Origin of the sequence: Okeania sp. SIO2F5, from assembly GCF_010692685.1 — a bacterium.
GTDB lineage: Bacteria > Cyanobacteriota > Cyanobacteriia > Cyanobacteriales > Microcoleaceae > Okeania > Okeania hirsuta.
On the sequence record NZ_JAAHGU010000017.1, the window covers coordinates 40355 to 65787 of the forward strand.

A 25433-nucleotide genomic window follows, 5' to 3' on the forward strand; every position below is an offset into this window, starting at 1 on the left:
GTCGAAAGGGTTAATATTTGTGAACTGATGATTGGAAGCGTCGTTAGTCCAAGATGGAGATACGATAGGTCAAGTCTCTATCCAAATATAGCAATAGACAGATGGGGTGCGGACATAGACTGTTAACGAAGTCAGAACTCAGAACTCAGAACTCAGAAGTCAAAAGTTATTTTTGTAACGGGGATTTGAACAACTCTCCAAAAATATTGCGCCAATCAAGGCGGGGTTGCGCGACCCTTATGATTTTGATAATGATCTTTAGACAGGGAAATGTTTTTCCTACTGTTCCCTGTTCCCTGTTCCCTGTTCCCTGCTATAGGAATGAGAATCAGAGAATTTCCTCTTTCTGATTAACATCCTTCTCTTACCCATAAGAGCATTCCTCGGCGTATAGTCAGAACCCAACCCGACCAGACAAAACCTCTACGGAACGAAGTAACCCGAATAAAGTTCTCATTGAGTAGGCAGCCAAGCTATAAACTTTATTGGGGAAGGATGATGTCAAAAGCTAATGTCTGGAGTAATTTCCAGGATATGCAGACGGACATCCCTAAGTCTAGAGAGTAGAAACTAAGTAAGAGGCAAAATGACCAATACGAGTGAAACAACTACGGTGGAAATGAAATGGAGTGATATTAACTGGAAATCGGTTAATAGAGCTGTATTTCGCCTTCAGAAAAGAATCTACAAAGCGTCGCTAAATGGTGATACCAAAACTGTCAGGAAATTACAGAAATTACTGGTAAAGTCTAAATCAGCTAAACTACTTGCAGTCAGGAAAGTAACACAGTCCAATATTACCCGACAAAATACTCCAGAAATTGATGGAATAGCTCAAATAGCCCAAAAAATTCAACTGGATGGCAAAGCTCAACCTGTCCGCAGGATTGAAATTCCTCAGCGAAACAAACAGGAGAAAATACCATTCGGAATACCCACCATGGAAGATTGGTCTAAACAGGTATTAGCTAAAATAGCTCTAGAACCAGAATGGGAAGCAAGGTTTGAGGCTAATTCTTATGGTTTCAGACCGGGAAGAAGTGCTAAAGATGCGATCGCAGCTATCTATAGTGACATCAAAAAAACAAGTTACTATGTTCTAGGTGCTGAAATAGAGCAGTGCTTCGACCAAATAAACCATGGAAGATTATTGGATAAACTCAATACTTATCCAGCTATGCGTCGTCAAATTAAGGCATGGCTCAAAGCAGGTGTTATTGAGAAAGATGTCTTCTACAAAGCCGAAAATGGCACTCCAAAAGGTGGTGTAATTTCTCCGTTATTAGCGAACATAGCTTTACATGGAATGCAGGAAGCATTACAAGAGGTATTTTCCCAGAAATATAACTATGGGATACAACCCGATGTCAATTTCAATCCACCTCTATTCCATAGATATGCGGATAATTTTGTTATCTTGCACGAAAGCAAAAAGGTGATAGAGGAATGCCTGGAAATTATCAATGACTGGTTGGAAAATATTGGTCTAAAACTAAAAGACTCAACAACAAGAATTGCTCACACTCTAGGAGATGGAAAAGTTCATACAGGATTTGACTATCTAGGGTTTAATGTCAGGCAATACCGGGTCAAAGATATAAATAGTGCAACGGATGGAAATGGTAACAAACTAGGGTTTAAAACTCTCATAAAACCTACAAAGGAAGCTATCAAACGCCATACCAGAGTCCTAAAACATACAATCCGACTGTATCGCAATGCACCGCAAGAGAAATTAATAGAAATGCTAACACCTAAAATTAGGGAGTGGAGCAATTATTATGACTCTTTGGTAAGTTCAAGAGTCTTCAGAAGGATGGATAATATCTTATTCCATCAACTTCTCAGATGGGGATACTATCGTGCCTCCATGCAGGGCAAAAAGCACACTGTAAATAAATATTGGGGAGTTGATAAAGGACAAGGATGGAAATTCATCACGCCAGATGGGAAAGTATTGCGAAACCATAAAGAGAGTGGGGGAGTAAGGGAGTGGGAGAGTCATTTCAGTGATCAGTTATCAGTTATCAGTTATCAGTACCTCTAGTTAAAGTCAGAGGCTTAAAATATTGAACTTGATTTTTTCTTGTTTCTCCTTTAAAGGATAGGCTTTAAACCTTTATTATTCGGTAATTATAGAATTATAAATATAGGTATTATATAACCGGATTCTACATAATTACCAGTGAAGACAACCTGGAAATAGACCATATAATTCCCTATAATTCCCTAATACTTTACCAGTGAAGACAATCTGGAAGTAGACCATATAACTCTCCAATATTTAGGGGGTAAAAACAATATGGCTAACAAAAAATTCCTGCACAATTACTGCCATCATCAGAAATTTTTTCAAGATGGTAGTCGCGATCGCAAGTCAAACTAGCTAGGAGGAGCTGAATGAAGGGGAACTTTCATGTTCGGTTCTGAAGGAGAGTTTGGGATAGTGATATCCCATTCGACTCTAACAAAGACAATTGTTGCCTGAATTAATCAAATATTTTGATGAAAAATCCCTAAAAAAGCATACCTATTATGAACCTTTTATTGGAGGTGGAGCGCTTTTATTTGAGTTACAACCAACTAGGGCAGTTATTAATGATAAAAATCCGGAATTAATTAACTGTTACCAGGTGGTGAAAGATTCTTTGGATGATTTAATTGTGGAGTTAAAAAAACATCAAGAAAAAAATAGTCCAGATTATTATTATGAAATCAGAAATTTAGACCGTATGTCTAAATATAAAGGTCTGTCAGCAGTAGAAAGAGCAGCCAGAATTATCTATTTGAATAAAACTTGTTACAACGGTTTATTTAGGGTTAATTCTCAAGGTCAATTCAATGTTCCTTTTGGTAGATACAAAAAACCTAATATTTTGGATGAAGATGTTTTAAAAGCTGTGAGTAAATATTTAAACAAACCTCAAGTAAAACTATTAAATATGGATTTTGCAGAGGCTGTTAATAAGGCAAAAAAAGGTGATTTTATTTATTTCGATCCACCTTACGACCCGGTTTCTGATACAGCATCTTTTACTGGATATGATGCTAATGGTTTTAACCGGAATGAACAGGAAAGATTGAAGCAAGTTGTTGATGATTTAACAGCGAAAGGTTGCCGAGTTATGTTGAGTAATTCTCAGACTGATTTTATGATGGATTTATATCAAGATTATCATGATAAAATTCACATAGTTAAGGCAGCACGAAATATCAATTCTAAAGGTTTGAAAAGAGGTAAAGTTAATGAAATTATAGTTTTAAATTTTTCAGTGTAGATTTACAGGGGATTCCACCTTGGTGAAGTACACCCCTCGCGGGCAAGATGCTATAGCGGGCAAGATGCCCGCACTTGCATTCATTTAATTATTAATATCTGTACTTCATCCTTGGAATATGCTGTAATTATTTACCAAAAAATTGCGGTCTAAAGCCTCCCTATAATTGAGTCTAAAACCCCGCCTTTTAAGGCGAAATGTTTTTGGAGGGTTGCTTAAAAACAACTTCTGAATTTTGACTTTTGACTTCTGACTTCGTTATAATTCAGCTTCTGGTAACCACAATAAATCTGTTACTCCGAAATCTTTGCCACATTGACTAATTAAAGTAGTAAGTTGACCGCGATGATGAGTTTGATGATTGAAAAAATGTAAGAGTAAGAACCAAACTGGAAATGTACATTCTCGTTTCTGAGACCTACTTGTAAAAGTCAAAGTTTCAGACAATTTTTCATCTGTTAACGAATCAATATAACTCTGAATTTATTTGTCTGTTTTTTGACGTTCTTCCCATAATAAATCAAATTCAGCAATTAATTCTTGTCTTAACGATTCAATTTTAAAAGTATAATTTTTAAAACGACTTAACCACAATTTATCTGCTAATAAAATATGGTTGAGTGTGCCGTGAATTGAATTAAAAAATGCTCTCTTATCTTTCCGACGTATTTCATCGGGTATGGATGCACAAACTTGGTAAATTTTTTCGTTCATCCATTGGTTATATTGAGATAATCTTTGAAAATAATCGGTTGTTTTCATTAGAAATTTCTATAAATGAGAAAGTAGGGAGCAGGGAGTAGGGAGTAGGGAGTAGGAGGAAAGAATTGATGAATAACAGTGAGATAATTGATTTTATTTTTTATTCATAACTTACGCAAATTGACTTTTAAACCACCATCTGTAGGGGCGAATGGTATTCGCCCTCGCTAAAGGGGAAAGTTTTTTTATCACTAATTATCCAGACATGATATTACTGCTTAATCTAGAATCCGATTATACAATATATGTTGATAGTTCTATAATTACTTCAATATCCAATCTCCTCTACTCCCCTGCTCCACCACTCCCCTACTACTACTCCCCTCAACTATATAAACCGGATTTTATATAAATCCTGACTCCTGAATTCTGAATTCTGAATTCTGAATTCTAAATTCTTGACTCCTGACTCCTAATTAAATAATTGGTTGATGAATTTCTCCTAACATTACTTTGGCTTTAGCTCCGGTAACTTCTGGCAAATTACTGGGAATTTCTAAAGAACGCCAATAAGCTAAAACTGCAAAGGCGATCGCTTCTTTAAAATCTACATCTACACCTACTTCAGCAGTGGTAATTACTGGAATTGGTACTAATAAATTCTGTATCCGTTCTTTTAAATATAAATTATGACTACCACCACCACATAATAATATTTGATCTGGTAAGTTTGGCAAAAAATTTTGATAGCTATGATTAATAGAAGCTGCTGTTAATTCTGTGAGAGTTGCTAGTATATCAGCAGCACTTAAATTATAATTTTCTCCATCAACAAGACAGTTAAATAAATAGTCTTTGCCAAATAATTCCCTACCTGTAGATTTTGGTGGTTTTTGTTGGAAAAAGTCTTGTTTTAACCATTTTTCTATTAAGTCTTGACATGGTACTCCACTGGCTGCCCATTCTCCATTTTTATCGTAGGTTTTCCTACCTTGAGAAAGGTGTTGTACTGCTAAATCTAATAGTGTATTACTCGGACCTGTATCCCAACCTAAAATACTATTTTTGAGGTCTGGTGATTTTTGACTTTTAATATAAGCGACATTTCCTATTCCACCTAAATTTTGAATGCAGCGATTATATTCAGGGTGGCTCAGTAAATGAATATCTACACAAGGAACTAAGGGTGCACCTTGACCTCCTGCAGCAATATCAGCAGCTCGAAAATTACTAATAGTGGGAATACCTGTGATGTTAGCAATTACTTCACCACGTCCTAACTGAAGGCTATAACCTAATTGTTGAGATGGTGGACGGTGATAAACAGTTTGACCGTGAGAGCCAATAATTTCTGCTTTTTGATCGCTTTTTTGATTAATTGTAAATGCTGCTTGGGCAAATTCTTGGGCAATAGCATCATCAAGTTCTGCCAATTCAGCTATTGACAGAGATGCACCGCCACAAACACTAAGAATTTGCGAGCGTAATTTTTCTGAGTAGGGATAAGTAGCTCCTGCTAGGAGTTCGACTTTTAAATTTGTTTGACCACCAGCAACATCAACCAAAGCTGCATCTATACCATCGACGGAAGTGCCACTAATCAAACCAATAATTTTGGTCATTTCAGTTATCAGTTATCAGTTATCAGTTATCAGTTATCAGTATCTCTTGCAATAAGGAGACTTGAAATCTGGAATATTCTCTTGACCACTATAATTTTCTTCTTACTTCTTACTTTTGAATTTTGAATTTTGACTTTTGACTTAGATTTTTATGCTACATTTTGTGGGTTAAAAGGGAACGCTATTGACCAGAATGTTTGGGTCATTTTTAATTACCAACAATGACAATTACTACTGTGATATTATCCCGACCTCCTAGATCTTTAGCTGCATTTACAAGTTCTTGAGCAATAGGTTCACAATCATCACTACAACTTAACATGGGGGCAATTACCGTGTCAGATAAATCTTCTGTTAATCCATCACTACAGAGTAATAGGCGATCGCCTGTTTGAATATCAATAGATAAGGTGTCTACTTTACCCATATCTTTCCTACCTAAACATTGAGATAGTACATGACGCCAAGGATGTACTCTAGCTTGTTCGGGAGTTAAAGCATTCTGTCTCACTGCTTGAGCTACCCAAGTTTGGTCTTCTGTAATTTGTTCTAAGTTTTGGTCTCGAAGTCGATAGAAGCGAGAGTCACCTACATTTGCACACCAATGTTCTTGTTCTCGGAAGATAACAACTACTGCGGTGGTGCCCATATCTGAACGTTCTGGGTTTTCTAGTTGGTCGTATAAAATGGCTTCATTGGCTTTGAGAAAAGCATCTTCTAACAATTTTGATGATTCTATAACATCCTGCCAATGGCTAACAAGATAATTTTTAATTACTTCCGCAGCAATTCTACTAGCTTCTTGGCCACCTGCATGTCCTCCCATACCATCAGCAACAATAAAAAATCGTCCTTCAGGGTCTATGTAATAAGAATCTTGATTAACTGAGCGAATACAACCTTTATCAGTAGTGCCTGCGAAATTCAATTTCATAGAGTTTAGTTGAAGGCTTTTTGTCCCATTTTGATGTTTATTATCCACCTAATATATTTAATATCCCAATTTTTATATACTTTACTTTTATTTTAGCACTACAATGTTGCTAATTAATACAGTATATATCTTGCCATAAAATTATTTTATTGATAAGTTTTATCTAATCGTGTTAATGCAAACATCTTATGCAAAATAATAGTTGTATGAATCCCTAATAAATGGCAAGTCAAATCAACCATTTATTAAGGATATAATTTAGCAAAATTTGTGATTGAGTATTAATAAATTTGTTGGAAAATCAACTCACAGCTATTATTCCTAAATTGGCTCTAAATAATACCATTTCTCAAAAATTTTTCTACATTTTCTTGAGTAAGGGAGTAGGTAGGGATGTTGCATGCAACGTCCGTACAGGGAGAAATAAACATAAGAATAATTAACATTAACGGAGTTGTTAATTAGCAAAAAGGGACTTTGTCTGTATTAATTATTTAGGGCTTGCTGATTAAATATAAAAGCATTGAAATATAAAGATTTTAGCCTTTTTGGGGTCGAAAAAAGTACCTGGTATCACGTCTAAAACGCTCATGCATGGGGCGTATTTTAGGTTCAAAGTTGGGCAGAAAAATCATTCTGACAATTCTTACTCCTACTTCCTCGCTCCCGACCCATTTCTCCTATCTCCAGTATAGATGTCTTCCCCTCCTGGGAGGAGTTAGGGGTGGGTTGTCTCCTACCCCAGCAAAAAGACTTTATTCAGCAAACCCTATTTAATAACTGAAGCGTCACCTTAGTATAGCATTAATGCATGATAATTGGTATAATAAAAGTTTTTTTGACTTGAAGAAGGAGTCTGAATCAATTAGTGGTATTCAGACCCGCAACTAATTGAGTACCAGCAAATCATCAAACTTAGTGGGGATATTAAACCCATTTATTTATCAAAATAATTGGGTCGCGCAACCCCGCTTTGATTGGCGAAATCTTTTTGGAGACTTGCTCAGATCCCCGTTATAAAAACAACTTCTGACTTCTGAGGACTGACTCCTGAATTCTTTCTCGATCAATCATGGAATTAACTGTTGAATTCGTGCCAAAGGAATTTCCACCCATTCAGGACGATAATTCAGTTCATAATCAAGTTCATAAACAACTTTTTCTAAGAGATAAACATCTAAAAGTACCTGTATTTCCTCTTCAGTTTTAGGCAAGAATGAACCTGACATTGTATTGTTGAGGTAAGCTTTTAAAAAGGATATGCTTACCCAGCTATACCAAAATGTAGACCATTGTTCCATGGCAAGTAAATTTTCAGGACGAATCATTCCATTTTTAATTTCTTCCCGGAGAGCAACATTAGCTGCATAATAAAATGATTCCAACATTATTGCTATATCTCGAAGTAAAGAACGTTTCATGCGACGTTCATTTAAAGGTCGAACTCCTTCCCCTTCAAAGTTAACAACTACAAAATCTTTACCTGTAAATAATACGTTTTCTAAATGATAATCTCCATGACAACGAGTACGCATTGCGGTAATTTTTCGTTCTACTACAGAACCTAAATGTCTCATAATTTGGTCTTGACGATTAATTACATTTTTCGCTAATTGTTGTTTATCTTGTGAAAATTCTGATAAGTGTTTTTTCAGCTTTAATAATATTCTTCCTGTCTGGTTTCTCATATACTGATAAACCGACCTTTGATAAAAAGGTGTAAACTGTTCCGGAGCAAAATTTGGGTTATCTAAATCAGAGGCTAAGGCATGATGAATATTTCCTGTAACTTTGCCTAAATTTTCAGCTAAACTGATATAAGAACCAATCAGGTCGGAGACTTCTTCAGTAATTTCAATATTTAAAGCATTATTAACAGTAATCTGAGGAATTTCTAACTCATTTACAGAGCTTTGTTCCACCATTATTCTATCAAAATAATCTCTCAAAATATCAGAGGTATAAGACCAACAATCCATTGCTTCAGGAATAAATTGTTCTAATATACCAATAGTCATTAAATTAGTTTCTTGTTGGTGATATTCTAGATATCCTGCTATTTGAGCAATATTCCCGGCAATTTCTGAATTTTCAGACCTAGCTTTTTCTGTCAAGAAGTTGCCAACTTCTAAATCTGGATTAATACCAACTTCTAGTTTTCGCAATAATTTAAGTATTAATCCTGTGCCGAAATTAATCAGAGTTTTATCATGTTTTTCAGAGGAAATATGAGGATTAATATTTCCTGTAGTTGTCTGCATTATCTCTGCTAATACATCAGTAGATTTTCCTTGAATCACACCACTATTTCCACGATATTTTTGTTTTTTGTTGATGGCATTCAACGGCAGATTTAGAAAATCTTTGTCTCCCAGTACATCAAATAAAATTCCGGGCTTTTCTTGCTGTTGTATTTGTAACTCCGCAACAATCTGTTCCCGAAGAATTTGAGGAGTTATTTCTGTGGGAATTAAATAGCTCAAACCAATCACATAAGTTTCTGTAGGCCCTTCTGTATAATGAAATTCTAAAAATATTAAAGCAGTTTCTTTTTGTTGATAATCAATAGGAATAACCTCTGTTATTTCTGTAGATTGAATCACCTTATTTTTACCTCCAAACCAAGGGAAGCTACTCAAATAATTAGGTAAAATTGACTCTAATCTACTCTTGATTTCTGCTTGAGAAAATATATCTTTCCAATTATTTGCTACAGTCAAAACAGGAAGTTTACTCAGAGGTTTTGGAGTATCAATATAAGTTTGTTGTGGCTGTAAAGTCAACCAGTAAAAAGCATAAGGACTTAGACTAAAAAAGTATGGATGCTCTTTGATAGCTGGAAACTTAGTCCGACCAAAAATTTCCACAGGAACCATACCATTAAAAGCTGATAAATCTAACTCTACTATTTGCACGAAACGAGAGAGATTAGCTACTACTAAAATGTGCTGACCAGCATAAGTACGAGTAAAAGCCAAAACCTTCCTATTTTCCGGGTGCAACAATTCAAACGAACCCCGTCCAAAAGCTTGAAAACGTTCCCTCGTAGAAATCAAACGCTTCATCCACCACCACAAAGAATTAGAATTACCCTGTTGAGCTTCTACATTAATTGTTTCGTAATGGTATTCAGGGTCTACAATAACAGGAGCATATAACTTTTGTGGATTTGTACGACTAAAACCTGCATTCCGGTCGGCAGTCCATTGCATCGGGGTCCGCACACCATTACGATCGCCCAAATAAATATTATCCCCCATACCTATTTCATCCCCGTAATACAAAACCGGAGTCCCAGGTAAAGACAACAATAAACTATTCAGCAACTCTATTTGCCGACGGTCATTTCCCAATAGAGGGGATAAACGGCGACGAATACCCAAATTTATTCTGGCCTGTGGGTCTTGAGCATAAGCCTTATACATATAATCTCGGTCCTCATCGCTGACCATTTCCAGAGTCAACTCATCATGGTTACGCAAAAACAAAGCCCATTGACAGTTATTGGGAATAGAAGGAGTTTGTTTGAGAATATCAGAAATCGGAAAATTATCCTCCATCCGCAAAGCCATAAATAAACGAGGCATCAAAGGGAAATGGAAATTCATGTGACATTCATCCCCCGCCCCATAATATTTAGCCGCATCTTCAGGCCATTGGTTAGCCTCTGCTAATAACATTCGATTAGGATATTTAGTATCAATGTGGGCCCGTAACTTTTTGAGAAAGACGTGGGTTCCTGGCAGGTTTTCACAGTTAGTACCTTCTTCAACACAAAGATAGGGAACTGCATCAAGGCGCATTCCATCAACTCCCATGCTCAACCAGAAATCTGCCAATTCTAAAACAGCATCTTGTACCGCAGGGTTTTCGTAGTTGAGGTCTGGTTGATGATAAAAAAAGCGATGCCAATAGTAAGCTTGAGCAACAGAGTCCCATGCCCAATTAGAATTTTCAAAGTCTTGGAAAATAATCCGAACTTCTGGGAACTTATCAGCACTGTCACTCCAAACATAAAAGTCTCTTTCTACACTACCTTTGGGAGCGCGACGTGCTCTTTGGAACCAAGGGTGTTTGTCGGAAGTATGATTGACTACAAGTTCGATAATTACGCGAATTCCTCTTTCATGGGCAGCATCTAGAAGTTGTTGAAAATCTTCTATGTTGCCGTAGATGGAGTTAATACTTCTATAGTCAGCAATGTCATAACCATCATCTCTGAGGGGGGAGGGGAAAAATGGTAGGGTCCAAATTGCTGTTATGCCTAGGTCTTGCAAATAGTCTAATTTTTCTGTAAGTCCCCGGAGGTCTCCAATACCGTCACCGTTACTATCAGCGAAAGCTCGAACTGGTACTTCGTAAATTATGGCGTCTTTGAACCAAAGTGGGTCGTTTTTTAGCATGGGGTAAGGCTTTTTCTTTTGTTGAGGATTCCTGGTAATTATAGCTGAAAGGGAGATGGGGAGATGGGGAGGTGGGGTGATAGGGAGATGGGGAGATGGGGAGGTGGGGTGATAGGGAGATGGGGTGATAGGGAGATGGGTGTATTTTCTAATTATTGTGTATAGAGCAATAGTCAGATTTGACAATTAATTTTCTGTGAGTGGAGGAAATTTTAGGTAGAGAGATACGCTCAAATTCTGTCAAAGATTTTTCAGATTATTTTCTTTTACTATCCTGACAGAAACAACAATCTGGGTATTACTGATTAAAGTAAAACTGCAAGAATTTTTGAAATAAAATCAAATTTCTATTTGGTATTATTTCACCTTTCTCAGTTTCCTTGCTTTCTAGGTTTGATGTTCTACTGTTGCGTATGTCGCAATAGTGAAATTTTACAATTAATTTTTCGATTCTTGATTTACTAGCAATTTTTCTGTGACTAGAAGAAATTCCCGGTAGAGAGATAGTCAAATATTTTCTGGGATGTAGAAATCAACTCTGAGTTTCCTTGCTTTCTAGGTTTGATGTTCTACTGTTGCGTATGTCGCAATAGTGAAATTTTACAATTAATTTTTCGATTCTTGATTTACTAGCAATTTTTCTGTGACTAGAAGAAATTCCCGGTAGAGAGATAGTCAAATATTTTCTGGGATGTAGAAATCAACTCTGAGTTTCCTTGCTTTCTAGGTTTGATGTTCTACTGTTGCGTATGTCGCAATAGTGAAATTTGACAATTATTTTTTTGATTCTTGATTAACTAATAATTTTTCTGTGACTAGAAGAAATTCCCGGTAGAGAGATAGTCAAATATTTTCTGTCAGTGGAAATAAAGTCTGAGTTTCCTTACTCTCTAGGTTTGATGTTCTACTATTGCGTATGTCGCAACAGTGAAATTTGACAATTAATTTTTCGATTCTTGATTTACTAGCAATTTTTCTGTGACTAGAAGAAATTCCCGGTAGAGAGATAGTCAAATATTTTCTGGGATGTAGAAATCAACTCTGAGTTTCCTTGCTTTCTAGGTTTGATGTTCTACTGTTGCGTATGTCGCAATAGTGAAATTTGACAATTATTTTTTTGATTCTTGATTAACTAATAATTTTTCTGTGACTAGAAGAAATTCCCGGTAGAGAGATAGTCAAATATTTTCTGTCAGTGGAAATAAAGTCTGAGTTTCCTTACTCTCTAGGTTTGATGTTCTACTATTGCGTATGTCGCAACAGTCAGATTTAACAATTAATTTTTCGATTCTTGATTTACTAGCAATTTTTCTGTGACTAGAAGAAATTCCCGGTAGAGAGATAGTCAAATATTTTCTGGGATGTAGAAATCAGCTCTCAGTTGCCTTGCTGTCTATTTTATTTTCTAGTCCGGAAATAAACAAATACATTAGATAGATATTAGTAATAAAGAAAAGCTTAGTTGCGATAAATGTTTTTTGGCCGAAAACATTATTTTACTGCAACTTAGCTTGGTTATTAACAGGAAAAAATCAATGAAAAATACGAATCAAAACAACAAAGGTTGGATTCTAGCAAAGCTAGTATTGCCTTTGATTACGTCTGTAACTTTGGGTTTACTAACTTCATCAGCTACATCAGGTGAAATAGAAGTAGGCGATGTAAAAATGAAGTTTGAGTTAAGGAGGGAAAGCTTATTGAAATAATAGACCAATCTTTTACTAAAGTAAGTCCATAATTAGAATTTGAGGGTGTACTTCTAATAAAGGTACACCCATTTATTATGTGATTTTGTTGACTCGTATTTGTTACAGACATAGCAAATTTTTCAGAAATTGTTCTTTATAGCAGAAATTACTAATGCCTACTATATGCATATATGCAATACCCATTTATACAGAAAGTATATTAAAACCTCCGGACTAATAACTAATAAATTTTCTGTGAGTCGAAAAATTCTGGGTAGAGAGACAGAGTCAGATATTTTCTTAGATGTGGAAATCAACTCTCAATTTCCTTGCTCTCTAGGTTTGATGTTCTACTATTGCGTATATCGCAACAGTCAGATTTAACAATTAATTTTTCGATTCTTGATTGACTAACAATTTTTCTGTGACTAGAGGAAATTCTGGTTAGAGAGACAGTCAAATATTTTCTGGGATGTGGAAATCAACTCTCAATTTCCTTGCTCTCTAGGTTTGATGTTCTACTATTGCGTATATCGCAACAGTCAGATTTAACAATTAATTTTTCGATTCTTGATTGACTAACAATTTTTCTGTGACTAGAGGAAATTTTGTGAAGAGAGATTAGAGTCAGATATTTTCATAGTCAGTGGAAATCAACTCTGAGTTTCCTTGCTCTCTAGGTTTGATGTTCTACTATTGCGTATGTAGCAATAGTCATTTTTATAATTAATTTTTCGATTCTTGATTTACTAATAATTTTTCTGTGACTAGAAGTAGGACTTACGCAGATACGCTATATATAGTGATAAAAACTATTGGACAATAGTTACTGGACTCTATACATAGTGCCTTTGCGTAAGTCCTGTAGAAGAAATTCCGGTTAGAGAGATAGTCAAATATTTTCTGGGGTGTGGAAATCAACTGTGAGTTAGCTTGCTCTCTAGGTTTGATGTTCTACTATTGCGTATGTGGCAACAGTGAAATTTTCCAATTAATTTTTCGATTCTTGATTTACTAACAATTTTTCTGTGACTAGAGGAAATTCCAGGTAGAGAGATAGTCAAATATTTTCTGGGGTGTGAAAATCAACTCTCAGTTACCTTGCTTTCTAGGTTTGATGCTCTACTGTTGCGTATGTGGCAATAGTGAAATTTTCCAATTATTTTTTCGATTCTTGATTTACTAACAATTTTTCTGTGACTAGAGGAAATTCCAGGTAGAGAGATAGTCAAATTCTTACTTTTGACTTTTGACTTTTGACTTTTGACTTCATTGAAACGACAGCCATATTGTTACAATATTTAACAACCTTTATAAAAAAAATCTAAAATTTTATGAATCTGGAAACAATATCATCTGCTACCCAAAAAGAATATTTGAATTCACATACTAAGAAATTAGACACATTAGAAGTAGAGGCAATGCCAGTGAAAAATATAGATATGGTTAAGTCTCAAGATGATTCAAAACCAGTAGAAAATAATGCTCTACGCTATGACCCAGAAGCAATCACAGCCTTCTACAGTAAACGCCCTTTGCCAGTATGGAAAAGACGCATCAGTGTTTTATGGACTTTTCTATCATTTGCTTTTAGCTTGTGGTTGGACAAAATTACAGGTAATGCCACTAAAAATGAAGCAAAACGGGCAATTAGGTTAAGAGAAATATTGACAAATCTTGGTCCTGCTTTTATTAAGGTGGGACAAGCACTATCTACTCGACCAGATTTAGCATCTCCCACATATTTAGAAGAGTTGACTAAATTACAAGACCAATTACCCCCTTTTCCTAATGAATTAGCCTATCGTTTTATAGAAGAAGAATTAGGTTTCCGTCCAGAAGAAATTTATGCAGAATTAACACCTAATCCTATTGCTGCAGCTTCTCTTGGACAAGTTTATAAAGGCAAACTTAAAACAGGCGAACCAGTAGCGGTAAAAGTACAACGTCCTGGTTTAGCGGAAAATATTGCTTTAGACATTTATATATTAAGAACACTGGCTATTTGGGCACATAAAAGTATTAAGCGACTCCGCAGTGACTTAGTAGCTATTATGGATGAGTTTGGGGCTCGAATATTTGAGGAAATGGACTACACTCAAGAGGGTCGTAATGCGGAAAAGTTTAAACAACTCTACGGTCATCTTCCAGATATTTATGTTCCTAAAATTTATTGGCAATATACGGGTCGTCGTGTATTAACAATGGAGTGGATAACGGGTACTAAGCTGACTAATTTGGAAGCTATAAAAGCTAAAAATATTGATGCTAAATATCTTATAGAAGTAGGGGTGCAATGTTCTTTGAGACAGTTATTAGAACATGGTTTTTTTCATGCTGACCCTCATCCTGGTAATTTATTGGCTAGTCCAGAAGGTAAGTTGGTTTATCTAGATTTTGGCATGATGAGTGAGGTTAAACCTTATCAACGATATGGTTTATTAGAGGCAGTTGTACATTTGGTAAATCGTGATTTTGAAGCTTTGGCTCAGGATTATATTAAGCTGGAATTTTTGACTCCTGATACTGATGTAACTCCGATTATTCCTGCTTTAGCTGGTGTGTTTAATAATGCTCTTGGTGCTAGTGTGGCAGAACTTAATTTTAAGAGTATTACAGACCAATTATCAGCTTTAATGTATGAATATCCATTTACTGTACCTGCTTATTATGCTTTAATTATTCGTTCTTTGGTAACTTTGGAAGGTATTGCGATTAATGTGGAGCCTAATTTTAAGGTGTTGAGTAAAGCTTATCCTTATGTGGCAAAACGTTTACTAACTGACCCTGCTCCTGAGTTAAGAACTTCTCTGAAAGACTTACTTTTTAAGGATGGTGATTTTCGTTGGAATAGATTAGAAAATCTCTTAAGAAATGCGAGTAATAGTGATGATTATGATATTAGCAAAGTGTTAGACCAAGCTCTAGATTTCTTATTATCTGAACGTGGTGATTTTATTCGGGTGCGTTTAGTTGAAGAGTTGATTAATAGTCTCGACCTAGCATCCAGAAATACTTTTTCTAATGTGAGAAATAGAGTGGGTGAATTGTTGGGTATGAAAGAACAAAAACCCACCAGAATTACATCTACAAATTCTCCAGAAGAAAAAAGAGCAGAGCATATTCAACGTATTTGGCAAATTATTCAAGATACTCCTGGTTTTGATGCTATGCAGTTGGCACAGTTAGTACCAAATTTGTTGGTTAAACCAGAAATGCAAAAGATGGGCCAACAAGTGGCAAGTGGTTTGACTCAACGGGCGATCGCTCGTTTGGTTCGTCAAGTATTATTATCTCCAGAGCATTCTAATGGTAATGGTAATGGTCATCAACCAGATACTAAACCTCAACTTTCTTTGCCTGTTCCTAGGTAAGTCGATTAATTATTTAATAGTTAATTATTATTAGTTGTTAGTCGGAAAAATTTCTACTGGCAACTAATTTTTTTATCAAAAAATGGAGGCTTAATTGAGCAATAATACCAAATTGATAAATGTTTGCTACAAATAATTTTCTAGGTGTTAGGTGGTAGGTGGTAGGTGTTAGGTACTAGATGCTAGGTTTTAGGTTTTAGCTGGATTATTATAACCAGTTTATTTGTAACATTCTTTTTTTAATTTGTATAATACCAAATTTAATTTAATTAGGGCTTGCTGATTAATTGTCAAAGCCTTTATCTGTCAATACTTGATAATTTTTAGAGTTAAAAAAGGTGCAAGGTTTTTGATCTAAAAAGCTAAAAAAGTTAGAGTTTTGAGTAGATAAGGATAAAAAAATAAAGGGATATTTCTTCCTCCTAAATCCTCTAAATTCTGAATTCTGAATTATAAATCCTGAATTATATCCTCAACTATAAGACTTTTTTAGCAAACCCTAATTAGGGCTTGCCGATTAAATATAAAAGTCTTTATAGACAAAGGTTTTAGCCTTTTTAAGTATCAAAAAGTGCGAGGTTTTAGGTGGTAATGGTTCAAAAATGAGTGGATTTTGGTCAAGAGTTGAGCAGAAAAATCAAGGGACGATTCTTCCTACTATCTCCTCTATAGTTCCCATTTCTCCTGTCTCCTACCCCAGAAAAAAGACTTTCCATACGCAAACCCTAATTAGTATCTTTCTAAAGAGGGGAAGGCAAAAGGCAAAAGGCAGAATGATTAAAAAAGAGTTGGAAAAAGTATCTTTTAATAACTGGAATTAGTATAAAATTTAAACTCCACTATATAGTAGATAAATTATATTATCGGGAATTCAACAAAGCAAAAGTGAACATTTATCAAAAATCATTCAAGCTAATTTTAGCGGGAAAGACAAACATTCCTGCAATGATTAACGCTATTATTAGAGCTACCCTTCAAGCGCGAAGTGATACAAAAAATAGCGATTTAACTTTTCGTCAAGTACACATTTTTCATTCTGAACAATCATTACCGAAAAATTGTGGTATAAAGCCTCCCCTTTTAAGGAGATAAAAAGAAAAAATTTCCTTTGAGTCAATCCTATCCGTTTTAAAGGAGAGGTAATTCTAAATTCTTAATTCTTAATTCTAAATTCTTGAAAAGCTTTGACAACTTCAGTAGATTGGCAATAAGCTCTAAGCAACTATAAAATTTCTTCAACAAGTTTAGTTCATCATGTCACAAAAATAGAATATTCTAATGTTGATAGATTTAGGGATCTTGTAGAGCAACTACGAAAAATTTTAACCCTTTTGATAACCCACAAAACTATATTGACTTGACAGGTGGTATTTCATCTGTTAAGTCAATACTTGCTATTTTTGCTTATGTGCTTGATATAGAAAATATTTATTCTTTGGAAATAGATTTTTCTCAAGATTCAGGTACTAGAAAAAAGCAAGCTAGTCTTTTTTACTATGATTTAGAAAAAGCAGGCGTAAGCATAAAATATCGCAAATTTCCTCCGATAAGGGAGTTTGATAATTTCGGAAAATTAAATTAAACAGAAGTTTTACGCCATCGCTCAAACATTAACGATCTTGTAAATTGCCTAACAAATTTATTACCTTCTGTACTTGATATCGAACATTTAGGAGAATCGCTTTTATCTGGGGTAAATTCTCGCCTAATTGGTGAAGTAACTGAAGAAACCTATAGTTATCGTCATTCTATTTTTTCTTCCTCTGCTGGAGTTGAAGAAGTCGCAAATATCATTTTAACGATTATAAAAAGTGCTGATTTGGAAAACAAAACACTAGGAAAAAAGTTAGATGAAGTGCGGGATGTTTTTTCTCAAAATCCCAAATACTTCGTTAATACTGAAATACTAGAACATATTACTAGACTAATCACCTCAGTACGAAATCATATTGCTCATCCTTCTTCAGAAAATAGTTATTTAAAGGATATAATAGCTATTCAATCTCGCTTGTCTTCTCATTTAGCATTTGCATTTCTACAATTTACGACTCAAGCACTAAATTTTTTGGTCAAAAATTACCTGAAGTTGCTTTAGCTAGACGCATTGCTAAAGCTCAAGGTGGAGGTAAAATTATGGGTATAGCTTTAAAAGATTAGAAATATAAAATTAGCAAAAATTAACTACAGCCTCAAGTTTTATAATTAATATAATGTCAAGCATAAAGTGTATTTTAATTCAATTTTTTGACATTTTAATCTAACTATTTCCTATATGACAATCCTAAATAGGTTGTGAAAAATTTAATTATAGTTAATAGCCATTAGACATCTCTAAAAAAAGATCAAGATATAGACTTTTTGTAAGAGCAGGAAACAGAGAATATATTTTCGCAATCAAGATACGAAAAATGATTTTGTAAGTGACTTTTACAACTTTAGCTTATCTTAAATAAAGAGCAAGTTGATTTTCTGTAGATATAGCAATCCTAAATAGGTCGTGACAAATCAAAAAGTAAATAAAAAAACTGAAACTCTTAGCTGTTCCCTGTTCCCTATTCCCAGTTAAGTGTTTCCTAAAAAGCAGTAAGATTTTTGACACGAATAAAATAGGATTGCTATATCTATTAAAAATCCTTTATATTCTGACTCGCTGACTCCAGCAATTCTTGCTCCTAACCAACACTAAAATATCACAAATGAAATTAGGATGACTATATAACTATGGTAAAACAACTAACCTCTAAAAAACGTGCTGAAGCTCTAGATGCTCTACGAGGATTTGCTATTTTAATGATGGTATTATCAGGCATAATTCCTCGTGATGGAACACTTCCTACTTGGATGTATCATGCTCAAACACCACCACCAAATTATGTATTTAATCCTAATATTCCTGGATTAACTTGGGTAGATATTGTTTTTCCAATTTTCTTATTTGCAATGGGAGCATCTATACCCCTAGCTTTATCTCGATTAATAAATAAAGGGTGGCGATATATTTCAATATTTTTATTCATCCTGAAAAGAGGATTTTTTTTGGGCACTTTTGCTATAGTGTTTCAACATTTTCGACCGCACATTATTAATAATGCAGAGGAAATTCCGGAAAAGTGGAAATTGGCTTTATTGGGATTTTTAATCCTATTTTTAATGTACAGTCGTTTGCCAAAATTTATCCCCAAGTTAATCAATCAATTAATTACTGTAGTTGGTTGGTTTTTATGTGTTTTAGTTCTCAGTCGATTAGTATATCCAGATGGTAGTAACTTTTCATTAGAACGTAGTGATATTATTCTCATCGTTTTAACTAATATGGCTGTTTTTGGTTCGATAATTTGGTTATTTACTCAATCTAATTGGTGGTTACGTTTAGGATTATTGGGAATATTATTAGGGCTAAGATTTTCTGCTGCTGATGATGGATGGGTAAAAGATTTTTGGTTTAACTCTCCTTTGCCTTGGATTTTTAGATTTGATTATTTGAAGTACTTATTTATCGTAATTCCAGGTACTATTAGCGGAGATTTAATTTTAAAATGGATGAGAAATAATGAAAGTAGCAATCCCGATTCGACATTAGAAAAATGGCCAGCTAGTCGTTTTTTTATTATTGCAGTATTAATGCTTACTATTGACTTGGTATTATTGATTGGGTTACAATCTAGGCTAGTTTTAGAAACAACTTTAATCAGCGGAGTTTTATGTGCTTCTGGTTGGTTATTATTCCAGCAACCAAGTAATCAGATAGAAAATTTACTCAATAAACTTTATGGTTGGGGAATTTATTGGCTAGTATTAGGATTAGCTTTTGAACCTTTTCAAGGTGGAATTAAAAAAGATAGTGCTACTCTAAGCTACTTTTTCATTACTACAGGAATGTCTATTTTTTTGTTAATTCTATTCACTGTTGTTAGAGATTATTTTCAGCAAAAAAGTATTCTCAAATTATTTATCTATAATGGTCAAAATCCAATGATAGCTTATGTGGTTTTTGGTAACTTACTCTTACCTATCTTGAAATTAACTGGATGGTATGAAAAAATTGCACAAATGACTCAAACAACAAGGTTAGGATTATTAACGGGATTTATTTATACATTAATAGTGGCATTAATTGTAAGTATTTTTAGCAAATTAAAGCTTTTTTGGAGGACTTAAAAGAAGAAGGAGTCAGGAGTCAGGAGTCAGAAGTCAGAATTTAGGAGAAAATCATAGCTGCATTTTTTGTAACTATTAGAATATTACTACTTGTATAGCGCTACGCATTAAGGTGTTTGACATTTCTAAACTCTGTTAGCGGAGCTTTTCCGCACCGAAAACTCTTTAACAGTTTACTATTCCCTATTCCCTATTACCTATTCCCTATTCAAGTAGCGTTATACAGTACTACTAAACTAATATTTATTAACAAAAGAAGGAGGATTTGATGAGTAGTATAATTCCTGTTATTTTTGTATGGTTTGTCACATTATTTGGAGCTTGTGTAGGTATTGTCATTGGAGGTACTATTGGGGGAATTGTTGGTGCAATTACTAATTTAATCACTAAATTTAGATGCACGATGAGAATATTCAATGCAGCAACTTTTACTTCACTTTTGAGTACGTTCATTTTTATAGTTGTAGCTCATCAAAAAATTCAACCTCTAAATTGTGCAGATGGTTTAGATGGATTTTATGCCTGTTTCAGTCCACTACTTATCCCATTTTGGGGAGCAATTATTGGAGGAATATTTGGCTCATTCATAGGAGTTATAATGGAAATATATACTAAATCTAATAATTAAATTCAAGGGTGTATTGAAATATCTGACATTGATTTTGAATAAATTAGTTTTGAAGAACGAAGAAAGCTTTAGTTATATCCTAGTAGAGAAGGAAAAAGTGCATGGGGATACTGAAAAATTACAACTTTACCTATACAAACCCCAACAAGCTTGTAAACAGTGTGACGGTAGTGTATTAAATCCATAAGGGAAAAGATCATTACTTGTATTTCAGATAAAATTGATCTTTGACTCTCTAGTTCAACTTTCAGCCTTTGTGAAATAACTCTACCATTATTTTTCGTATTTCATATCATCTCAAATCAGGTTGAATAACCTCACTTCAATTTAGTAATCATATGAACTATAAAAAAGAATGCTACGAATAATTTCCCTGCTTAAAAGACTTTACTTAGAAATATAGATTTGACTAAAAACAGAGTTTGACTCTAGCTAAATAATATATAGGCTATTCCTACTGACTCCTGACTGTTTGAAACAGCCTAAGTATTTGTAGCAAAAATTTTAGTATTTAATATCAGTAGGGGAAACAAAAAAAAATTATACCTGAGTCTTATATGATTTTTTCTTTCCTAACAAACATAATTAATTCTATGAGCAATAACACAATCTCGTCCCTGTTCTTTTGCTTGATAAAGCGCCTGATCAGCATCTATTAATAATGTACGACCAGATAATTGTAACGTAGGAATTACGCTACTTACTTCTAAACTTACAGTTACATAAGGACTTACTTTTGAACAAGCGTGAGGTATTTCAAACCTTTTGATTTCTCTCCTAATTAATTCTGCTCTTCGTAAAGCTTCCTCAATATTTGTATTTGGTAATATAACTCCAAATTCTTCGCCACCATAACGACAGACTAAATCTGTAGAAAATTTAGCTACCTTGCTAATAGCTTGAGCAACTTTTTTGAGGCATTGGTCTCCCTCTGGATACCCATAACAATCATTATAATATTTGAAATAATCCACATCACAAAGGATGAGAGATAAATATTTTTTGTATTGTCTAAGTTGCTCCCATTTTTGATGAAAATATTCATCGAATGTACGACGATTAGCCAAAGAAGTTAAAATATCAAAACTGGCAATTAGTTTTAAATTTTGGTTTGCTTTTTTAAGAGCTATCTCAGATTTTTTCCGTTGAATTAATCCACCTAACTGAGTTGCCACAGCATTAACTAACTGTATAGAATTTTGATCTAATGTTTGAGAAAATTTATGGAAAAATACTAAGATAGATAAAACCTGTTTATCTAGAATAATCGGTATTCCCAATGCAGATTTAATACCTATTTTTTCGGCAATTTGAAAACAAATAAAAACTGAATATTTATCAGGAAAAATATCTTTTCCCCATTCTGTTTGCTGAGAATTCCACACCCTTTGTAGTAAGCTTTCTTGGGAGTTAAAGGTAATAATTTGATGCTGTTGTCGAAATTTCAGATCTGCTGGTAAAGTACCGTTATTACTATTACTAGAATACCATCCTCTACTAAATTTGAGCATTGTAGCTTCTGGGTCAGGAATCCATGCTTCTCCAAAATCCCAATTCATTGTTTGACAAACTTCTGCTAAAGTTAATTCTAATGCTGATTCAATATTAACTTTTTTAAAAGTCAGCTTAACAAGTATAGCATTTTTAATACTGGTGAGGTAGCTTTGCCTTAGCAATATTCTGAATGCTAATTAGTTATGTAGCAGTAAATAATTTCCGACTGCTATATGAATTTATATTGATTTAGTTAATCATTTTTTCAATCTAATAATTGACTTTTATTTATCAATACTGAGCTACAACACAAGTTGATTTGGAAACTGACTTTGGTGAAACTAAAGCCACTACATGAGGAACAGGACGTGGAGTATACCTGACTAAAGATTTACCTTCATAAACTAGAGACGTACTAGCTCCAGAATCTAACATAACTGCATCCCGAAATCCTACTTGTGCTAAAAGTTGAGCAAGTTTAACGGAACCAATTCTTTTATAAGATACACCAATGATAGGTTGACCACTACGATGAATACCCCAAAATGCTCGTAACCATTCAGCCATGGGGGGTCAGCTTTCAGGAATTAGTAGTTTGAGGATTTGAGTAATATTGAGTTTGAGTCGTGAGCAAGTAGCTAATTTATTTCAGAATTTTAATTCTGTTAAATATTTCAATTCTGATTCCTCAAAAAAGCGCAATTAAGTTAATAGCTGATGGCTGTATAGCTGACACCTGAATGCTTACCTTCTAACTTCTGCCTTCTGCCTTCTTCAATGATTGTTAAAACTACCTATGAGCAGTAGTTAATTCACAGGAATTACCAAAAAAAATTACAGGTTTAAATATAGTAATCCTAAATTGGTTGTGAAAATTTTTATAATAGTTAATTTGAACTGAAAACATGAGTAAATTCTAACTCCTGACTCCTGACTCCTGACTCATAACTCCTAACTGCCACCAAAATATTACAACTTAAATAGGATTGCTATAGTTAGGTTTTGTGGGAAAAAGAAACAATGTTGTCTAGTTAACAAAAATCGGGATAATCTGACATACTGATCTGTTGTAAATCATTTTTGGCAATCTATCATGGCAACAATTAACGATAATTACCTCAAACTTAAAGCAGGATATCTATTCCCAGAAATCGCCCGTCGAGTAAATACCTTCGCTGAAGCTCACCCAGAGGCCAAAATTATTAAACTAGGTATTGGGGACGTCACCGAACCCCTGCCAGAAGCTTGTCGTCAGGCCATTATTAAAGCAGTAGAGGAAATGGGCGATCGCTCTACTTTTAAAGGTTATGGCCCAGAGCAAGGTTATGGTTGGTTGCGGGAAAAAATTGCGGCTCAAGATTTCCAAGCTAGGGGATGTGATATTGATGCCTCGGAAATTTTCATCTCTGATGGATCGAAATGCGACACTGGTAATATTCTCGACATTTTTGGTCACGATAATACTATTGCGGTGACTGACCCAGTTTATCCGGTGTATGTAGATACTAATGTCATGGCAGGTAATACTGGAGATGTGAATGAGAAAGGGGAATATGAGGGTTTAGTTTATTTACCCATTACTGCAGAAAATAATTTTACTGCTGAACTTCCTACTCAAAAGGTAGATTTGATTTATCTGTGTTTCCCGAATAACCCCACTGGTGCCACTGCTACAAAGGAATATCTCAAGACTTGGGTAGATTATGCAAAAGCAAATAATGCAATTATTTTATTCGATGCTGCTTACGAAGCATTTATTACTGATGCTAGTCTTCCCCACTCCATTTATGAAATAGAAGGAGCAAGAGAATGCGCGATCGAATTTCGTTCCTTTTCTAAGAATGCTGGTTTTACAGGTACTCGTTGTGCGCTGACTGTCATACCCAAAACCCTCAAAGGGAAAGCTGCTGATGGTAGCGATGTAGAATTATGGAAACTGTGGAACCGCCGTCATTGCACAAAATTTAATGGAGTTTCTTATATTGTGCAGCGTGGTGCAGAAGCAGTTTACTCCGATGAAGGGAAAGCACAGGTGAAGGGGTTGATCGAATTTTATTTAGAGAATGCCAAAATTATTTGTTCCCAGTTACAAGCAGCAGGGTTAACTGTTTATGGTGGTGTAAATGCGCCTTATGTTTGGGTGCAGACTCCTACAGGTTTATCTAGTTGGGATTTCTTTGATAAACTGTTGCACAACTGTAATGTTGTCGGTACTCCCGGTTCAGGTTTCGGTGCTGCGGGTGAAGGTTACTTCCGTATTTCCGCTTTTAATAGTCGGGAAAATGTGGAAGAAGCGATGAAGCGAATAACTGAGAAATTTACAGTTTAGGTGAGGAGCGATCGCTAAAATCAGTATTAGTAGGATGGGCAAATCTTTAGTGATGGAAAATATTCCTAACTCAAGCAACATTTGCCTACCTGCTTGTAAATCAAATGGAAAAACTATATGTCTTTTAGTAACTATAAAAGTATTAGTGCAGTTATCCAAGAATTTCAAATTACCTACATTGAATCTGATTTTATTTTGAAGACAGAATTTAGCATTCCTGAATATTTCAGAAATGATATAGAAATAGTTATGCGGGAAGGAATAGTTGATAATTCAGAATTTGCTATCTGTGAAAATTTAATTTATCCAGTTTTAAAAGAAGTCTGGAAATATTATTGTAGTAAGTTGATTTTATGGAGTCATCAGTCGCTGATTTATAACGATAATCTTGCGGGTTTTCCAGAATATATTCTAGCGAAACGTTCTCCACTAGGAAAAGTTGTCTTTGACAAACCTTATTTACTTTTAGTAGAAGCAAAACAAGATAAATTTGAGGAAGGATGGGGACAATGTTTGGCAGAAATGGTAGCTGCCCAAAAATTAAATGAAAACCCAGATATGATAGTTTTTGGGATTGTTTCAAATGGCAAAATTTGGCAATTTGGTAAACTACAAGCAAATATTTTTACCAAAAATCTGACTTTTTATACTTTTCAAGATTTAGACCAATTATTTGCCGTGGTTAACTATATTTTTCAACAATGTGAACTACAGCTAGTGCCGCTACGCGGAAGTTAAAAGTCAAAAGTATTGATTTGTAATTGTTTTAAGATTTTGTAACTGGTTAGTTATTTCCACCATCCTGCACTAGATTCTCAAGTCT

Annotated in this window: 17 protein-coding genes and 1 pseudogene; 12 read left to right on the plus strand and 6 right to left on the minus strand. The window is 34.6% G+C overall.

From position 1 onward, the window contains the following. The first annotated feature begins 586 nt into the window (after window positions 1-586). The 3 genes from F6K27_RS09505 to F6K27_RS09510 all read left to right on the plus strand — a co-directional run bounded on the left by F6K27_RS09505 (window position 587) and on the right by F6K27_RS09510 (window position 3278). Complete coding sequence (locus F6K27_RS09505; RefSeq protein ID WP_287277144.1) at window positions 587-2047, plus strand: reverse transcriptase domain-containing protein; 1461 nt, start codon at window positions 587-589, stop codon at window positions 2045-2047. Between the two features lie 207 nt (window positions 2048-2254). Then, window positions 2255-2386: an HNH endonuclease gene (locus tag F6K27_RS33595; RefSeq protein ID WP_353735960.1), complete on the plus strand. Its 132-nt coding sequence runs from the start codon at window positions 2255-2257 to the stop codon at window positions 2384-2386. Window positions 2387-2480: 94 nt separating this feature from the next. Next, entirely contained in the window at window positions 2481-3278 is a 798-nt protein-coding gene (locus tag F6K27_RS09510; protein WP_287277145.1) for a DNA adenine methylase, read from the plus strand. A 258-nt stretch (window positions 3279-3536) separates the two neighbouring features. On the opposite strand, the pseudogene F6K27_RS09515 reads toward F6K27_RS09510, so the two are convergent. The 4 genes and pseudogenes from F6K27_RS09515 to treS form a co-directional block, all read right to left on the minus strand. Then, window positions 3537-4040, minus strand: a pseudogene (locus F6K27_RS09515) (DinB family protein). 416 nt (window positions 4041-4456) lie between these two features. Next, the gene (locus F6K27_RS09520; RefSeq protein ID WP_287277146.1) at window positions 4457-5602 is read right to left on the minus strand and encodes an anhydro-N-acetylmuramic acid kinase; all 1146 of its coding nucleotides are present in this window, start codon (window positions 5600-5602) and stop codon (window positions 4457-4459) included. A 208-nt stretch (window positions 5603-5810) separates the two neighbouring features. After that, a complete protein-coding gene (locus tag F6K27_RS09525; RefSeq protein ID WP_287277147.1) occupies window positions 5811-6536 on the minus strand; it encodes a Stp1/IreP family PP2C-type Ser/Thr phosphatase in 726 nt (241 codons plus the stop codon). Window positions 6537-7606: 1070 nt separating this feature from the next. Next, complete coding sequence (treS, locus tag F6K27_RS09530) at window positions 7607-10939, minus strand: maltose alpha-D-glucosyltransferase (RefSeq protein ID WP_287277148.1); 3333 nt, start codon at window positions 10937-10939, stop codon at window positions 7607-7609. Window positions 10940-12474: 1535 nt separating this feature from the next. Between treS and F6K27_RS09535 the strand changes: the two genes are divergently transcribed. From F6K27_RS09535 to F6K27_RS09565, 7 genes are all read left to right on the plus strand, one after another. Beyond that, on the plus strand, window positions 12475-12645 hold the full coding sequence (locus F6K27_RS09535) for a hypothetical protein (RefSeq protein WP_287284164.1): 171 nt from the start codon (window positions 12475-12477) through the stop codon (window positions 12643-12645). A 1316-nt stretch (window positions 12646-13961) separates the two neighbouring features. After that, window positions 13962-16001 carry an AarF/ABC1/UbiB kinase family protein gene (locus F6K27_RS09540; protein ID WP_287280013.1) on the plus strand — a complete coding sequence of 680 codons (2040 nt, stop codon included), beginning with the start codon at window positions 13962-13964 and terminating at the stop codon, window positions 15999-16001. Window positions 16002-17358: 1357 nt separating this feature from the next. Further along, window positions 17359-17583: a hypothetical protein gene (locus F6K27_RS09545; protein ID WP_287284161.1), complete on the plus strand. Its 225-nt coding sequence runs from the start codon at window positions 17359-17361 to the stop codon at window positions 17581-17583. A gap of 237 nt (window positions 17584-17820) precedes the next feature. Then, window positions 17821-18096 carry a hypothetical protein gene (locus F6K27_RS09550; RefSeq protein ID WP_287279086.1) on the plus strand — a complete coding sequence of 92 codons (276 nt, stop codon included), beginning with the start codon at window positions 17821-17823 and terminating at the stop codon, window positions 18094-18096. 626 nt (window positions 18097-18722) lie between these two features. Beyond that, on the plus strand, window positions 18723-20159 hold the full coding sequence (locus F6K27_RS09555; RefSeq protein WP_287279087.1) for a DUF5009 domain-containing protein: 1437 nt from the start codon (window positions 18723-18725) through the stop codon (window positions 20157-20159). A 268-nt stretch (window positions 20160-20427) separates the two neighbouring features. Beyond that, window positions 20428-20787, plus strand: coding sequence for a hypothetical protein (locus F6K27_RS09560; protein WP_287279088.1), 360 nt, complete (start codon window positions 20428-20430; stop codon window positions 20785-20787). A 49-nt stretch (window positions 20788-20836) separates the two neighbouring features. Next, a complete protein-coding gene (locus tag F6K27_RS09565) occupies window positions 20837-20974 on the plus strand; it encodes a hypothetical protein (protein ID WP_287300859.1) in 138 nt (45 codons plus the stop codon). 385 nt (window positions 20975-21359) lie between these two features. On the opposite strand, the gene F6K27_RS09570 is transcribed toward F6K27_RS09565, so the two are convergent. Both F6K27_RS09570 and F6K27_RS09575 read right to left on the minus strand, forming a co-directional pair. Then, entirely contained in the window at window positions 21360-22463 is a 1104-nt protein-coding gene (locus tag F6K27_RS09570) for a diguanylate cyclase domain-containing protein (RefSeq protein ID WP_287279090.1), read from the minus strand. 109 nt (window positions 22464-22572) lie between these two features. Further along, window positions 22573-22848 carry a phosphodiester glycosidase family protein gene (locus tag F6K27_RS09575; RefSeq protein WP_287279091.1) on the minus strand — a complete coding sequence of 92 codons (276 nt, stop codon included), beginning with the start codon at window positions 22846-22848 and terminating at the stop codon, window positions 22573-22575. Window positions 22849-23374: 526 nt separating this feature from the next. Here F6K27_RS09575 and F6K27_RS09580 point away from each other — a divergent pair. Together F6K27_RS09580 and F6K27_RS09585 are read left to right on the plus strand one after the other, a co-directional pair. Further along, window positions 23375-24610: an LL-diaminopimelate aminotransferase gene (locus F6K27_RS09580; protein WP_287279092.1), complete on the plus strand. Its 1236-nt coding sequence runs from the start codon at window positions 23375-23377 to the stop codon at window positions 24608-24610. Window positions 24611-24727: 117 nt separating this feature from the next. Beyond that, window positions 24728-25348 carry a hypothetical protein gene (locus tag F6K27_RS09585; protein ID WP_287279093.1) on the plus strand — a complete coding sequence of 207 codons (621 nt, stop codon included), beginning with the start codon at window positions 24728-24730 and terminating at the stop codon, window positions 25346-25348. The last annotated feature ends 85 nt before the right edge of the window (window positions 25349-25433 follow it).

What these genes read in the sequence shown, in the direction of transcription:
- F6K27_RS09525 (WP_287277147.1), bottom strand. Translation starts at nt 6,536, where the DNA reads ATGAAATTGAATTTCGCAGGCACTACTGATAAAGGTTGTATTCGCTCA.
- F6K27_RS09580 (WP_287279092.1), top strand. Translation starts at nt 23,375, where the DNA reads ATGGCAACAATTAACGATAATTACCTCAAACTTAAAGCAGGATATCTA.
- F6K27_RS09560 (WP_287279088.1), top strand. Translation starts at nt 20,428, where the DNA reads ATGAGTAGTATAATTCCTGTTATTTTTGTATGGTTTGTCACATTATTT.
- F6K27_RS09520 (WP_287277146.1), bottom strand. Translation starts at nt 5,602, where the DNA reads ATGACCAAAATTATTGGTTTGATTAGTGGCACTTCCGTCGATGGTATA.
- F6K27_RS09505 (WP_287277144.1), top strand. Translation starts at nt 587, where the DNA reads ATGACCAATACGAGTGAAACAACTACGGTGGAAATGAAATGGAGTGAT.
- treS (WP_287277148.1), bottom strand. Translation starts at nt 10,939, where the DNA reads ATGCTAAAAAACGACCCACTTTGGTTCAAAGACGCCATAATTTACGAA.
- F6K27_RS09555 (WP_287279087.1), top strand. Translation starts at nt 18,723, where the DNA reads ATGGTAAAACAACTAACCTCTAAAAAACGTGCTGAAGCTCTAGATGCT.
- F6K27_RS09535 (WP_287284164.1), top strand. Translation starts at nt 12,475, where the DNA reads ATGAAAAATACGAATCAAAACAACAAAGGTTGGATTCTAGCAAAGCTA.
- F6K27_RS09575 (WP_287279091.1), bottom strand. Translation starts at nt 22,848, where the DNA reads ATGGCTGAATGGTTACGAGCATTTTGGGGTATTCATCGTAGTGGTCAA.
- F6K27_RS09585 (WP_287279093.1), top strand. Translation starts at nt 24,728, where the DNA reads ATGTCTTTTAGTAACTATAAAAGTATTAGTGCAGTTATCCAAGAATTT.
- F6K27_RS09540 (WP_287280013.1), top strand. Translation starts at nt 13,962, where the DNA reads ATGAATCTGGAAACAATATCATCTGCTACCCAAAAAGAATATTTGAAT.